Below are 13,121 nucleotides of genomic sequence, written 5' to 3'. Positions count from 1 at the left end.
GCTTCCCCGTCCCCCAAAGGCCCCCACTTTACGAGGGGTTGGCGGCGAGGGGTGGCAGCCGCCGACGCGTAAACCGGAGTGACAGACCACAGCGAGGGGGCAGGCCGACGTGGATGCCAAGAACCGTTTCGAGACGAAGACCACCTTCGCTCTCTCCCGACTCGAATGGCTGGGCTTTCTCACCGTGTCGCTCGTGCTCGCGGTCCAGCACCATGACGAGATCCGCTGGGGCGTCTTCGTGCTGCTGTTCGCGGTGATCGACGTCGTCGGTTACCTGCCCGGCGCGATCGCCTACCGCCGCAGTCCGGACGGACGCGTCCCGCGCGGCTGCTACGTGGCCTACAACACGATGCACAGCCTGGTCACGGCGGGTCTCATCGCCGGGGCGTGGGCCCTGTTCGTCCGGCCGGAATGGGCCCTGCTCGCCCTTCCCGTCCACCTCATGGGCGACCGCGCCCTCTTCGGGAACTCCCTCAAGCCCTTCGGCGTCGCCTTCGAACCGGAGACCGTGCCGGCCTTCCGGGCCTTCGAACAGCGGTACCGCTCGGCGGCGGATTCCGAGGAAGGCGCCGCGCCGCGGACCTCCGTGGAGGACACCGATGCCGTCCGTGCTTGACACCCTGGCCGCGCACAGCGACAACCCCAGCGCGTTCCTGGCCCTCAACAGCGGGAACTCCTACTTCCACGACGACCGTTTCGAGGGTGCCTGCGCCTATCGCACCTCCGGTCGCTACGTGCTCCAGTTCGGCGGCCCGTTCACCGCGCCCGAACACCGCGCGCGGCTGCTCGACGCCTTCACCGCCCACGCCGGCCGCCGCGTGGTGGCCGTCCAGCTCCAGCGGGCGGACGCGGAGCTGTACGCGGCCCACGGCTTCACGGTCAACCAGATCGGCGCGTCGTACGCCGTCGACCTGAGCCGCTTCTCCCTGCGCGGCTCGCGCTTCGTCCGGCTGCGGAACAAGATCTCACGCGCCCGGCGGGCGGGCCTGGAGGTCGTCGAGGCGGCGCCCGGTGACGACGGCGCGGACCTGGAGCGGATCGACCGGAGCTGGCTGCGCGAGAAGGGGCGGCACGTCAAGGAGCTGAGGTTCCTCGTCGGTGAGCGCGACGGGAGCCTGCAGAAGCACCGCCGGCTCTTCGTCGGCCGCGTCGAGGGCGAGGCCGTCGGGTACATCAACTACTCGCCGGTCTACGGCAGCCGCCCCGGCTGGCTGCACGACCTGAGCCGGCGCCGCCCCGACGCCCCGCCCGGCGTGATGGAGGCGCTCAACGCCACCGTCATGGAACGGCTGACCGCCGACGGCGCCGGCTGGCTGCACTTCGGCTTCACCCCGTTCACCGGACTCGACCCCGGACACGAACTGCCCGGCGCCAGCCGCCTGTTCGGCCGGTTCGCCCGTCTGCTCGCCGAGAAGGGCGACGCGGTGTACCCCGCCGCCTCCCAGCTCGAGTACAAGCAGAAGTGGGCCCCGCACGCCGTCCTGCCGGAGTACATCGCCTTCCGCGGCAGGCCCCGCCCGGGCGCCGTCTGGCAGCTGCTGCGCGCCACCAACGCCCTGTGAGCCACCGCGTCCCGTCGCGGTGCCGAGCCCGTCCCGTCCCTCACCACCGAAGGACCGCATGCCCATGAGATTCCTCGAGCGTGAACGCGCCACCCTCGCCAAGCTGCTGCCCGACCTGGACCCCGCCCTGCGCGAGATCCCGCTGATGGAGCTGGAGCGGCCCGGCAGCCCGGGCATCCGGCACTTCCGTGCCGCCAAGGGCCCGGGGCTGCTCGTGCCCGAGTGCCACCGGGGCCGCGGCGCCACCGCGCTCGACGCCCTGCGGGTCCAGCGGGCCATCGGCAGCCGGTCACCGTCCCTGGCCGTGGCCACCACGATGCACCACTTCTCGATGGCCACCCTGGTGGGACTCGGCGGCCTCGGCGAGGGACCGGAGTGGATGCTGATCGAGGGCGTCGCCTCGACCGACCGCGTCATCGCCTCCGGCTTCGCCGAGGGCCGCAGCGGCGCCGGCATCCTCGACCCCTCGATGACCGCCACGGTGACCGCCGAGGGGATCAGGATCAACGGCGTGAAACGGCCGTGCAGCCTCGCCCGCTCCATGGACGTCCTCACCGCGAGCGTCCTGATCCCGCGCGAGGACGGCCGGGGCGACGAACTGGCCGTCGCCCTGGTGCCCGCCGAGAGCGAGGGCCTGAGCGTCAGCGGCTTCTGGTCCAGCGCCTTCCTGGCCGGAGCCGAGAGCGAACAGGTCACGCTCACCGACGTCCTCGTCCCGCCGGAGTTGCTGCTGCGCACCGCGACCGCCTCCGGCGAGCGGCTGGACGAACTCCAGACGGCCGGACTGGTCTGGTTCCAGGTGCTGATGACCGGCAGCTATCTGGGCGCCGCGAGCGCGCTGGTGGAACGGGTGCTGCTCAACGACCGCATCCCCGAGCACGAACGCGTGCGCCTCTTCGTGGAGACCGAGGCCGCCGCGGCCGCCGCCGAGGGCGTCGCCCGCCGCGTCGACGCCGGTGAGCTGGACGAGTCCGCGCTCGCCCAGGCGCTGTACGTGCGCTACGGCGTCCAGGACGCCCTCGCCCGCATCGTCCCGCGCGCGGTCGAACTGCTCGGCGGGCTGAACTTCATGACCTCCGACGAGGTGGGCCACCTCGCGGCCTGCGCCAACGGGCTCTCCCTGCACCCGCCCTCGCGGTCCCGGATGACCGGCCCGCTCTCCGCCTATCTGGCCGACCGGCCGCTCGCCGTCGCCTGACGCCCGCGCGCCCTCGCCCGACCTCACCCCACCACCGGTGACCGGTGGCCGAGACCCGTTGGGAGAACACACCCATGCAGTCGGACAACCCGCGTCTCACCGTGCTGCCCGCCGGCCGTACGGGGCCGCGCGACCGCCCCACCCTGCTGCTCACCGGCGGCTCCGGGGTGCTGGGGCGGGCCCTGATCGACGAACTGGCGCCCGACTTCGACCTGCTGTGCCTGCGCCGCAACACACCGCTGCGCGACCCGCGGGTGCGCGAGATCCAGGGCGACCTCGTCGCACCACGCCTCGGTCTGAGCCCGCTGGCCTGGCACGAGCTGGCCCTGGAGGTGGACGTGGTCCTGCACTCCGCCGCCGAGACCAACTGGCGCACCCCGCCCGAGGACATCGTCCGCACCAACCTGCGCGGCACGGACGCCATGCTCGACCTGGCGGCGCGGGCCGACGCCCCGCTGTACCTGGTCAGCACCGCCTTCGTGGCCAACACCCCGACCGAGGAGGACCACCGGCGCTTCCCCGGCGCCGCCGCCTACCTGGACTCCAAGGCGCGCGCCGAGCGCATGACCCGGGACGCGGGCGTGCCGGGCGCCATCGTGCGGCCCTCGGTGGTCATGGGCGACTCCGTCACCGGGCGGATCGCCGGTCAGCAGGGCCTGACCAAGACCATCGGGTCGATGATCCTCGGCCAGGTCCCCGTGCTGCCCGGCGCTCCGGACGCCCGGATCGACATGGTCCCCCAGGACCATGTGGCGCGGGCCGTCGGCGATCTGGTCCGGGGCGGTGTGGGGGACGGCGAGTTCTGGCTGACGGCGGGCAAGGACGCCATCGAGCTGCGCGAGTTCGCCGACGTCTGCGCGGACGTCGCCGAGCGCCACGGCCTGCCCCGGCCGCAGCGTCCCCGGCTCATCCCGGTCGAGGCGGTGCACCGGCTGCTGCTGCCCATGCTGGAGGGGACCGCGCTGCCCACGGCGGTCCGCCGACGGCTGGAGCACTACGCGGAACTGCTGCTGGTCTTCCAGCGGGAGCTGCCCTTCGACACCTCCCTGGGCGAACCCCACTGCGGCACCCGCCCGTCCCGCGCCGACCTCCGCGCCGCGCTGGAACGCAACGCGGAGAGCTGGGCGGCGGACCGGGCCGGACTGCTCGCCCGGCACCGGGCCGCCGGCCGCGCCCCGCGAGAGGCGGCGTCATGACGGTGTCGCCACCGCCGACGGGGACCAGCGCGTCCGGGCCCGCGCCTGCCCCGCCCGGCCGGGCCGACGTCGTCGGCCTCTACATGGAGCACATCGGCTCCGGCCGCGCCGTCATGGGCCGGGTCATGGGCGGCATGGCCGAGGTCCGTTCCGAGGGGGCGTGGATCCACGCCGACGACGGCCGCCGCTTCCTGGACTTCGGCGGCTACGGGGTCTTCCTCCTGGGCCACCGCCACCCGGCCGTCGTCGAGGCGGTGCACCGCCAGATCGACACCCACCCCCTGGCCAGCCGCGTCTTCCTGGAACCCGTCGCCGCCCTCGCCGCCCAGGCCCTCGCCGCCCACACCCCGCCCGGCCTCGACTACGTCCACTTCGTCAACTCCGGTGCCGAGGCCACCGAGGCGGCCCTGAAACTGGCCCGCGCCCACGGACGCACCTCGGTGATCACCACGCGCGGCGGCTTCCACGGCAAGACCCTCGGCGCGCTGAGCGTCACCGCCAACCCCACCTACCAGACCCCCTTCCAGCCCCTGCTCCCGGACGTCACCCAGGTCGCCTACGACGACCCGGCCGACCTCGAACGGGCGCTGGCCGCCCGCCGCGACCGGGCCTGCGTCGTCATCGAGCCCGTCCAGGGCGAGGGCGGCGTGCACATTCCCCGCCCCGGCTACCTCAGCCAGGTGCGCGCGCTGTGCCGCGCCTACGGCGCCCTGATGGTCGTCGACGAGATCCAGACCGGTATGGGACGGCTCGGCACCTGGTGGGGAGTGGACGCCGAGGGCGTCAGCCCCGACGTCCTGCTGGCCGGCAAGGGGCTGAGCGGCGGTGTGGTGCCCGTCGCCGCGATGACCGCTACCGCCGAGGCGTACGCGCCCTTCAGCCGCGACCCCTACCTGCACACCTCCACCTTCGGAGCCTCCCCGATCGCCTGCGCCGCCGCCCTCGCCACCGTACGGGCGATGGAGGAGGAGAACACCGTCGCCCGGGCCGCCGCCCTCGGGCTGCGCATCCTGGGCGGCGTGCGGGACGTCTGCGCCCCGTACGAGGGCGGGCTGGTCCGCGAGGTGCGCGGCCGGGGACTGCTGATCGGCATCGAGTTCGCGCGGGAGCAGGCGGTCGGCGAGATGCTGCTGGAGCTGATCGCCCGGGGCGTGCTCGTCAATCACTCCCTCAACTCCACCAGGGTGCTGCGGCTGACCCCGCCGGCCGCGGTGGGCGAAGCCGAGACCGGCCTGTTCCTCACCACCCTCGCCGAGGCCCTGCACACCACGGCCGGCCGCATGGCCGACTGACCCCGCCCCCGGCGCCCCCGCCCCGCGGCCTCCCGCCCCCGCGTCACGGCCCCCGGCCTCCCGCCCCCACCCCCGCGTCACGGCCCCCGGCCTCCCGTCCCCGACCCAAGCCTCCGGCAACCTCCGGGAAGGAACCCAACCCCCCATGCGCCACGTGGTCCTGCACGCCCTCGCCGACGGCCTGGCCCCCGCCGAGGTCTACCGCCGCATCAGCGACTTCCGCCGCTATCCCGAGTACAGCGACACCTTCCGGGAGGTGCGCGTCGAGCCGCCCCTGCCCGACGGCTCCACCGTGTCGGACTGGACCGTCGAGTTCCGGGGCGGGCTGATGCGGTGGCGGGAGCGCGACACCTACGCACCCGAGACCTTCTCCCTCGCCTTCGAGCAGCTCAGCGGCGACTTCCAGTCCTTCGAGGGGAGCTGGCGCTGCGAACCGCACGGCGGGGGCACCCTCGTCGTCTTCACCGCCGCCTTCGACCTCGGCATCCCCTCCCTCGCCGAGATCCTCGACCCGGTCGCCGAGTCGACCGTGCGGACCAACATCGCCCGCGTGCTGCGGGGCCTGGCGGACGCGGAGGTGATCGATGAACGCGCGACTGCGGCTCGTGGCTGACCGGACGGCGGTCGCCGGCGCCCCGCCCGGCACCGCCGGACAGCCGACCGGAGGGGGACCGCACGAGGAGCCGCTGCACGAGGAACCCGGCCCGGGCGCCGCCCGCTGCCTCGGGCTCTACGCCAAGCTGGCCGCCGGCGTGACCGTCGTGACCGCGCGCGGTGAGGACGGCCCGCTGGGCATGACGGTCTCCGCCGTCACCTCGCTCTCCGCCCGGCCCCCGCTGCTCCTGGCCTGTCTGCGCGACGGCTCCCGGACCCTGGCCGCCGTCCGGGCCCGCCGGGCCTTCGCCGTGCACCTGCTGCGCGAGGAACAGCAGGAACTGGCCGGGCGGTTCGCCAGTCCCACGACGACCGCCGCCCAGCGGTTCGCCGGCACCGACACCCGGCAGGTGCTCGGCGTCCCGGTGCTGGCGGGCGCCCTCGCCTGGTCGGTGTGCCTGACCGAGGACGTACGCCGCTACGGCGACCACCACCTCGTCGTCGGCCGGCTCGCCGCCGTGCACGTGGGCGGCGGGCGCCCGCTGCTGTGGCACGACCGCCGGTTCGGCGCGCTCACCGGGCCGCTGCCGGACGCCGTCGGATGACCGGGGAGCCGGCCGGAACGCCGTACTGGGAACCGTCGGAACTGCCGCCGCAACCCCAGCTGCACGGCGTGGTCACCGCGGACGTCGCCGTCGTCGGTGCCGGACTGGCCGGGCTGTCCTGCGCCTACCACCTCGCCGAACGCGCCCCCGGACTGGACATCGCCGTGCTGGACGCCGAGCAGCCGGCCGCCGGGGCCAGCGGCCGGGGCACCGGACTGCTGGGCCCCCGGGCCGGCCCCGCCGTGGACCGCGCGGTGCGCCGCTTCGGCCCGCGGACCGCGCGGCGCATGCACCGGGCCAGCGAGCGGGCGGTGCGGGACGTCCTCGACCTGTGCGCCCGGCTCGACGTGCCGTGCGGGCTGCGGCCCGGCGAACAGCTCATGGCCACCCGCTCGGCCGCGGGCCTGATCGCCCTCGCCCGCCGGGCCCGCGCCTGCCGTGACATCGGCCTGGACGTCCCCGTCCTCACCCCGGCGGGCATCCGCGACCGCGTCGGCGTGCCCTACCGGGCCGCCCTGCTGCACCGCCCCGCCGCCACCCTCGACCCGGCGGCCCTGACCTGTGCTCTCGCCCGCGCCTGCGCCGACCGGGGCGTACGGTTCTACGGCCGCAGCCCGCTGCTGGCCCTGCGGCCCGGCGACCTGGTCGGCCCCGAGCTGGTCCTCCCGCACGGCCGGCTCTACGCGGGACAGGCCGTGCTGGCCGTCAACTCCGCGGCCCAGGCGCTGGACCTGCCGGTCGGCACGGTGCTGCCCGTGGAGGTGTACGCCCTCGCCACCGAGCCGCTGAGCGCCTCCGCCTACGACGAACTGGGCGGGCGCGCCGGGCACTCGGTGGTGGACGCCGTGGCCCTGGCACCGTACTTCCGGCTGCTCCCCGACCGGGGTCTCGTGGCGGGCGGCGGCGCGGCCACGCTGCCGTCCGGACTCGGTGCCCCCCGGCTGAGAGTCCTGCGGGAGCGGGCGTGGGCGGGGCTGGAGCGCTGGCTGCGGTCGCTGCACCCCGAACTCGCCCGGGTGCGGATCAGCCACCGCTGGTCCGGCCGCATCGGCATGACCGCCGACGACCTGCCGGTGGTCGGGCCCGTGCCGGGCCACGAGGACGTCTGGTACATCGGCGGCTGCTGCGGGCACGGCCTGGCCCTCTCCGTGGCGCACGGCGCGCACGTCGCCGCCGCCCTGCTCGGCGAACCCGAAGAGGGCGAGCCGCTCCCGTGGCACCGCTCCCGGGCCCCGCGCCTGCCCGTCCGCGGACCCGTTCGGCCCCTGCTGCGGGCCTACGTGGACACGCTGGGGAGCCTTGCGCGGCATACATGCTGACGGCGGGCACCGTCCGCGTCCCGACCGCACCACCCCGATCCGATCAGGAGGACCCATGACGCGACCCCACCCCGGCACGGACGGCCGGCTGCCGCCGTCCCTGGCCATGGGCACCGCGGACGTCGCCTTTCACCTGGCCGCGGGCGGCAGGCCGCTGCCCGTGGTGTTCGCCTTCGGCTTCGAGGGCCGCGCGCCCACGCTGGACTCCGTCCGCGCGCGGGTCGCCGAGCGCGTCCACCGCGTCCCGACGTCGCGCTACCGCATCGCGCGGGACCGCCGCAGATTCCGGCGGGTGGACCGGATCGAGGCGGACCGCCATGTGCACGAGGCGTGGCTGCCCGAGGACACCGACGGTTCGGCGACCGGCCGCCTGATGCTGTCGCGGCCCCTGGCCACGGACGACCGGCCGGCCTGGGACGTGTGGCTGGTCCACGGCCCGGCGGGCCGGCACACCCTGGTCTACCGCACCGACCACGCCTACCAGGACGGTGTGGGCGCCGCCTGGACGGCCCGCGCGCTCCTCGGCGACGACCCGGGCGGCGGACCCGTTCCACGTCCCGCCGCCCGCCCCACCGCGCGCGGTCTGGCGGACGCCCTGGCCGAGGTGGCGGCGGCCTTCCGCGCACCCACCGCCAAACCGGCCTTCGACGGGGTCTCGACGGGCCGCGTCGACGTGTGCCACACCCGGACCCCGCTGGCCCGGCTCCGCGCCGTCGCCCGCGCCCACGGCGGCACGGTGACGGACGTGTACCTCGCCGCCCTGTCCCAGGCTGTGCGCACCTGGTACCTGAAGGACACCGGTCTGGTCCATCCGCCGCTGCCCGTGTCGATCCCGATGTCGGTGCGGGCCCCGGGGGAGGAGTTCGTCCCGGGCAACCGCATGGTGACCGCGCGGCTCCTGCTGCCCTGCGACGAGGAGTCACCGCGGCGGGCACTGGCCCGGATCGTGGCCGCCACCGGCCGGCTGCGCGAGAGCCGGCGGCGCGACGCCATGCGGCTGCTGCTGGCCGCCGCGCCCCGGGCGCTCGGTGCCCGCGTCGGCACCCGGCTCGTGCACGGCGCCGTCGTCGCCGGGCCGGTCAGCAGCGTGGACTTCGGCCCGGCCCTCATCCACCAGGGGGTCGCGGCCCGGCACGCGGCGGTCTTCACCAGCGTCGCCTCGGGCATCCGGTGCGTGACGACGCTGACCAGCCAGCACGACACCGCGTGCCTGAGCGTGGTGCACGACGTGGCCCTGGCGACCGCGGACGAGCTTCCCGACCTGTGGCTGGCGGCGCTGCTGGAGCTGGAACGGCCGTAGCCGCGGCGTCACGTGGGGCCCCGGACCGGTGTCCGGGGCCCCACGCGTGGCGGCTCAGGCACTGCCGCGCAGCGTCCCGGTCGTCAGGAACACGCACTTCGCCGCGGCCGTGCCCACCAGCGGAATGTACGGGGACAGCCGCTCCCTCACATAGGGCAGCGTGAACAGATCGGCGACGCCGGCGTCCCAGCCGTGCCGCGCCCACCAGCCTTCCGGCTCGGCGAGCCGCCAGTGCCAGGCCAGCCCGATCGTCGCCAGCGCCTCCATGAACGGCGCCACGAACGACGAGGACAGGGTCGCGGAGTTCACGCACTCGGCGCCGAACGTGCTGCCGGGCGCGGAGAGTTCGGTCATCGCGGTGACGACGGCCTCCACCTGAGGGGGCGGGAGGAAATAGAGGGGCGCCTCGCAGAGCCACGCCGTGCGCCGGCCGGGGTCGAAGCCCGCTGAGACCAGCTCCGCACCCCAGGACGCGGTGCCGTCGGCCTCGACGAGGGTGCGGCGCCCGCAGGAGGGGCGGCTCAGGTCCAGTACGTGTTCCTTGAAGGCCAGTACGGCGGGCTCCTCGACCTCGAAGACGTGGACCCCGGTGGGCCAGTCGAGGCGGAACGCGCGGGTGTCCAGGCCGGCGCCGAGCAGCACCACCTGGCGGCAGCCCTCCCGGGCGGTGGCGAGCAGGTGGTCGTCGAAGAAGCGGCTGCGCACCACCTGCCAGTCCGGCAGCAGCCGCTGCATCGGCCCGTCACCGGGCGGGCCCCCGGCGAACCCGGCGGCGTGCAGGAAGTCGGCCGCCCACGGGTCGCGGACCAGCGGCGCGGGCCGGCGGTACTCCGCGGCGTGTGCGGCGGCCGTCCACAGCGCGGCGCGTGAGATGCCGTCCGGGTCCCGGGCGGCGGCCGGCGCGGACGATGACTGCGCGGGTGCGGATTCCGGCATGGGTCCTCCTCGGAGTGGGGTGAGGGCGGGGCGGTGCGCGGCCCGGGTCAGCCGGAGCGGCGACGGCCCAGCAGGAAGGCCGCGGCACCCAGCGCGAGCATGCCCCTGGAGGGGCGGGTGGGCCGCTGGCCGCCCATCGCGGCGGGGGTGCGCGGCTCGTGGATGTTCAGCGCGAACTGGCGGTTGGCCACGTCGGACAGGACGCCCCGTACCTGATCGGGACTGGTGACCGCGGCCAGGAGCAGTTCCATGGAGTTGCGGGCGAACTGGTTGCGGCCGAGGAACTCCCGGCCCAGGGCGAACAGGATCTTCGGCACCTCTCCCTGGAACACCTCCGGCAACGTGATCTCGGGTGCCAGGCAGCGCACCGAGCCGTCCAGGTTCGCGAACGACTTGCCGAGCAGCGACACCGCCGGCGGCGAGCCGATGCCCCGTTTCGTCGCCTTGGCCAGCACGGTGGTGAGCGAGACGCCGAAGTTCATGTCCTCCAGGGCCAGATGGGAGACCTTGGGCACGAAGGCCGCCATGTCGGCGGCGAACGCGGGCATGTTGGCCCACGGCGTCATCCGGCCCATCTCCGCCCAGTGCTGCGCCAGTCCGGCGCCGTCGTTCTGCGCCAGCGTCATGAACAGCGGGAGCAGTTGCAGGCTGGTCCGCCGGTCGAGCCGGCCGACCATGCCCCAGTCGATCAGCGTCGCGGGCCCGCCGGGCGCCGCGAAGACGTTGCCGGCGTGCGGGTCGGCGTGGAAGAAGCGGTGGACGAAGTACCCGTGGTACATGAACCGCAGCAGATCCTTGCCGATCTCCACGCGCTCCTCGTCCGCGAAGTGCGCGCGGTCCACGTGCCGCACCGACTTCCCGTCGGCCAGCGACTGGACGAGGACCCGCGGACTGGCGTGCAGGACCCGGGGCACCTCCAGCGAGCGGAACGGCCGCACGTGCTCGCGGGCCTCGTCCATGTTGCGGGCCTCGCCGGTGAAGTCCAGCTCCGGCTCCATCGCGTCGAAGACCGAGCCCAGCATCGCCTCGACGTCGATGACCTCGTTGAACCGGGGCGCGACCCGGGCCACGATCCGCGAGGCCCGCCGCATCAGGGCCATGTCCGCGAGCACGCCCTCGCGGATGCCGGGGCGCTGGATCTTGACCACGGCCGGGCGCCCGCCGGGCAGCGTGACGCGGTACACCTGGGCGAGGGACGCCGCCCCGAGCGGGGCGGCGGTCTCGATGTCGTCGAAGCGCAGCTTCCAGTCCGCCCCGAGGTCCCGCGCCAGCACCGGCTCGAACTCCGAGAACGGCTGGACGTCGACCTCGTCGTGCAGGTTCTGCAGTTCGTCCCGGATGGACTGCGGCACCATGTCGGGCCGGGTGGACAGGATCTGGCCGAGCTTCACGTAGAAGGGGCCGAGGCTCTCCAGGGCGTGCCGTACCGCCTTGGCACGCCGCTGCTCCGGGCCCTCGGTCGGTCCGGAGTCGGGCCCGGCGGAGGCGGCGATGTCCTCCGCCGGGTGCCCCGTGTCCCGCCCGGTCCGCCTCCGCAGCCCGGTCGCCCGGCCCACCTCGTCGGCCACGAGGCTGCCCAGGACCTTGACCACGAGACGCAGCCGGTCTCCCACGACGGTCGTCATCGTGCGTGAGCCTCCTTGGGTGGATCGGACGCGGGGAACGGACGGCGTGCGCGGCAGCGGCCGGCCGGGGGGCGGGGAGCCTGCGCGACGGGTCAGCCGGAGGTGGAGGACTGGCCGCCCTGGGACTGGCCGCCACCCCCCTGCCCGGTCAGCCCCTGCAGCGCCGCGAGGCCCTGCTGCCCGGCCTGGGCCGGCAGGTTGGTCAGGTTCTGCAGGCCCTGGAGGGCGTCGAGGAGCTTGGGCAGCATCTGGAGCAGCTGGGTGAGCTGCGTCGGCAGGGACATGAGGTCACCGACGCCGCCGGCCGCCTGGCCGAGGCCCCCGGCGAGCTGCCCGAGCCCCCCGAGGGCCCCGGCCGCACCGCCGACCGCGGCGAGCGGATTGGCCGCACCGCCGAGCGCGGCCAGCGGATTGCCCGCCCCGCTCAGCGCGGCCAGCGGGTTGGCGGCGCCGGCGACGGCCGCGAGCGGGTTGCCGACGCCCCCGGCCCCGGTGAGCGCGGCCAGCGGGTTCTGCGCCGCGCCCGCGATCTGGGCCAGCTGGTGCGCGGCCCCTCCGCCGAGGGCGGCCAGCGGGTTGGCGGCACCCGCGAGGGCGGTCGCGGGATTGACGGCTCCCGCCAGCGCCCCCAGGGCGTTCGCGGGCAGGCCGGCCAGCGTGTCGATGGCGTTGCCCGAGCCGGACGTCCCGGGTTTGTCGGCCCGGTTGAGCATGTCGTCGAACGCCTCCTTCCCGCTGTCGGCCATGTTGCCGACCAGGTCCTTGAAGATGTCCTGGATGTTCTTGTTGTTGGACATGGGTGCGCTTCCTTTCCGTTTCGCTGTTTCTTCGCGGTGGGAGCGGTACGGGTGCGGGGCGTTATCGGGCGCGGCCCTCCAGTGCTTTGGCGCACACGTTCTTCAAGCGCGCCCGGCCCCTGGTGAAGGCGGCCTCGGCCGCCTTGACGGAAATGTTGTGGATGCGGGCGAATTCCGCAGTGGAAATCCCCTTGGCGCGGGCGAGTATGACCTCCTGTTCCCGTCCCCGCAGGTGTTGCACCTGGCCCAGCAGCCATCGACCGAAGTCCTCGTCGCAGACGTCCTCCTCGGTGGTGCCGGGGGAGTCGTGGAACGCCGCGCGCTGCAGCAGTCTGCTGCGTCTTTCCATGTCGCGGTAGAAATCGATGCAGAGGCGAAGCGCCACGGACGTCAGAAAGGCACCGAGTCGATTCCTGTCCAACGCGGCGTGGGCGGCTGCGCGGGCCATCGTTTCCTGAACGCAGTCCTCGGCGTCCTGAAAACTGGGCAGTCTTCGCCGAACCAACCGCATGAGGCGGTCCTGATGTTGGAAGATGTCTTCCCAGGAGCATTCAGCGGGCGATTGGCAGGTGGAATGTCGCACCATTGTTTATTGCAGCCCGTTGTCTCTCGGATTGAGCAGGGAGAACCGTGGCCGACTTTCTATTCGATCGGCCATGTGCTTTTCCTACCCGAGGCATTGGGGCGGCAAACCGGA

The 13,121-nt window shown here is 74.3% G+C and carries 13 protein-coding genes; 9 read left to right on the top strand and 4 right to left on the bottom strand.

Annotation, left to right across the window (positions count from 1 at the left end):
- Window positions 1–109: 109 nt before the first annotated feature.
- The 9 genes from ACFZP7_RS06015 (at window position 110) to ACFZP7_RS05975 (ending at window position 9,066) form a co-directional block, all read left to right on the top strand.
- Window positions 110–616 (top strand): membrane protein, encoded by a 507-nt coding sequence (locus ACFZP7_RS06015; RefSeq protein WP_031020866.1) that lies wholly within the window; start codon window positions 110–112, stop codon window positions 614–616.
- Window positions 600–1,562 (top strand): bifunctional lysylphosphatidylglycerol flippase/synthetase MprF, encoded by a 963-nt coding sequence (locus ACFZP7_RS06010; protein WP_046251730.1) that lies wholly within the window; start codon window positions 600–602, stop codon window positions 1,560–1,562. The genes ACFZP7_RS06015 and ACFZP7_RS06010 overlap by 17 nt, the downstream gene beginning before the upstream one ends.
- A gap of 64 nt (window positions 1,563–1,626) precedes the next feature.
- On the top strand, window positions 1,627–2,760 hold the full coding sequence (locus ACFZP7_RS06005) for an acyl-CoA dehydrogenase family protein (RefSeq protein WP_031020871.1): 1,134 nt from the start codon (window positions 1,627–1,629) through the stop codon (window positions 2,758–2,760).
- Between the two features lie 74 nt (window positions 2,761–2,834).
- On the top strand, window positions 2,835–3,956 hold the full coding sequence (locus ACFZP7_RS06000) for an SDR family oxidoreductase (RefSeq protein ID WP_220672314.1): 1,122 nt from the start codon (window positions 2,835–2,837) through the stop codon (window positions 3,954–3,956).
- Window positions 3,953–5,248, top strand: coding sequence for an aspartate aminotransferase family protein (locus tag ACFZP7_RS05995; RefSeq protein WP_385634028.1), 1,296 nt, complete (start codon window positions 3,953–3,955; stop codon window positions 5,246–5,248). The genes ACFZP7_RS06000 and ACFZP7_RS05995 overlap by 4 nt, the downstream gene beginning before the upstream one ends.
- Before the next feature lie 145 nt (window positions 5,249–5,393).
- The gene (locus tag ACFZP7_RS05990) at window positions 5,394–5,861 is read left to right on the top strand and encodes an aromatase/cyclase (protein ID WP_019327549.1); all 468 of its coding nucleotides are present in this window, start codon (window positions 5,394–5,396) and stop codon (window positions 5,859–5,861) included.
- On the top strand, window positions 5,833–6,447 hold the full coding sequence (locus tag ACFZP7_RS05985) for a flavin reductase family protein (RefSeq protein WP_185912212.1): 615 nt from the start codon (window positions 5,833–5,835) through the stop codon (window positions 6,445–6,447). The genes ACFZP7_RS05990 and ACFZP7_RS05985 overlap by 29 nt, the downstream gene beginning before the upstream one ends.
- Entirely contained in the window at window positions 6,444–7,766 is a 1,323-nt protein-coding gene (locus ACFZP7_RS05980; protein ID WP_019327547.1) for an FAD-binding oxidoreductase, read from the top strand. The genes ACFZP7_RS05985 and ACFZP7_RS05980 overlap by 4 nt, the downstream gene beginning before the upstream one ends.
- A gap of 55 nt (window positions 7,767–7,821) precedes the next feature.
- Window positions 7,822–9,066, top strand: a complete 1,245-nt coding sequence (locus ACFZP7_RS05975) for a wax ester/triacylglycerol synthase domain-containing protein (RefSeq protein ID WP_385634026.1) — start codon at window positions 7,822–7,824, stop codon at window positions 9,064–9,066.
- A 54-nt stretch (window positions 9,067–9,120) separates the two neighbouring features.
- On the opposite strand, the gene ACFZP7_RS05970 is transcribed toward ACFZP7_RS05975, so the two are convergent.
- From ACFZP7_RS05970 to ACFZP7_RS05955, 4 genes are all read right to left on the bottom strand, one after another.
- Entirely contained in the window at window positions 9,121–10,002 is an 882-nt protein-coding gene (locus tag ACFZP7_RS05970; protein WP_385634025.1) for an SAM-dependent methyltransferase, read from the bottom strand.
- Between the two features lie 47 nt (window positions 10,003–10,049).
- Window positions 10,050–11,627: an ABC1 kinase family protein gene (locus ACFZP7_RS05965; protein WP_385634024.1), complete on the bottom strand. Its 1,578-nt coding sequence runs from the start codon at window positions 11,625–11,627 to the stop codon at window positions 10,050–10,052.
- 92 nt (window positions 11,628–11,719) lie between these two features.
- Window positions 11,720–12,424 carry a hypothetical protein gene (locus ACFZP7_RS05960; protein WP_019327543.1) on the bottom strand — a complete coding sequence of 235 codons (705 nt, stop codon included), beginning with the start codon at window positions 12,422–12,424 and terminating at the stop codon, window positions 11,720–11,722.
- A 61-nt stretch (window positions 12,425–12,485) separates the two neighbouring features.
- The gene (locus ACFZP7_RS05955; protein WP_162602074.1) at window positions 12,486–13,010 is read right to left on the bottom strand and encodes an RNA polymerase sigma factor; all 525 of its coding nucleotides are present in this window, start codon (window positions 13,008–13,010) and stop codon (window positions 12,486–12,488) included.
- Window positions 13,011–13,121 lie beyond the last annotated feature (111 nt).

It is taken from the genome of Streptomyces sp. SudanB5_2050 (assembly GCF_964272335.1).
Classification (GTDB): Bacteria; Actinomycetota; Actinomycetes; order Streptomycetales; family Streptomycetaceae; genus Streptomyces; species Streptomyces rochei.
Note: the sequence above shows the minus strand (reverse complement) of the source record. Positions and strands in the feature narration are given on the sequence as shown.

What these genes read in the sequence shown, in the direction of transcription:
- ACFZP7_RS06010 (WP_046251730.1), top strand. Translation starts at nt 600, where the DNA reads ATGCCGTCCGTGCTTGACACCCTGGCCGCGCACAGCGACAACCCCAGC.
- ACFZP7_RS06005 (WP_031020871.1), top strand. Translation starts at nt 1,627, where the DNA reads ATGAGATTCCTCGAGCGTGAACGCGCCACCCTCGCCAAGCTGCTGCCC.
- ACFZP7_RS06000 (WP_220672314.1), top strand. Translation starts at nt 2,835, where the DNA reads ATGCAGTCGGACAACCCGCGTCTCACCGTGCTGCCCGCCGGCCGTACG.
- ACFZP7_RS05995 (WP_385634028.1), top strand. Translation starts at nt 3,953, where the DNA reads ATGACGGTGTCGCCACCGCCGACGGGGACCAGCGCGTCCGGGCCCGCG.
- ACFZP7_RS05990 (WP_019327549.1), top strand. Translation starts at nt 5,394, where the DNA reads ATGCGCCACGTGGTCCTGCACGCCCTCGCCGACGGCCTGGCCCCCGCC.
- ACFZP7_RS05985 (WP_185912212.1), top strand. Translation starts at nt 5,833, where the DNA reads ATGAACGCGCGACTGCGGCTCGTGGCTGACCGGACGGCGGTCGCCGGC.
- ACFZP7_RS05980 (WP_019327547.1), top strand. Translation starts at nt 6,444, where the DNA reads ATGACCGGGGAGCCGGCCGGAACGCCGTACTGGGAACCGTCGGAACTG.
- ACFZP7_RS05975 (WP_385634026.1), top strand. Translation starts at nt 7,822, where the DNA reads ATGACGCGACCCCACCCCGGCACGGACGGCCGGCTGCCGCCGTCCCTG.
- ACFZP7_RS05970 (WP_385634025.1), bottom strand. Translation starts at nt 10,002, where the DNA reads ATGCCGGAATCCGCACCCGCGCAGTCATCGTCCGCGCCGGCCGCCGCC.
- ACFZP7_RS05965 (WP_385634024.1), bottom strand. Translation starts at nt 11,627, where the DNA reads ATGACGACCGTCGTGGGAGACCGGCTGCGTCTCGTGGTCAAGGTCCTG.
- ACFZP7_RS05960 (WP_019327543.1), bottom strand. Translation starts at nt 12,424, where the DNA reads ATGTCCAACAACAAGAACATCCAGGACATCTTCAAGGACCTGGTCGGC.
- ACFZP7_RS05955 (WP_162602074.1), bottom strand. Translation starts at nt 13,010, where the DNA reads ATGGTGCGACATTCCACCTGCCAATCGCCCGCTGAATGCTCCTGGGAA.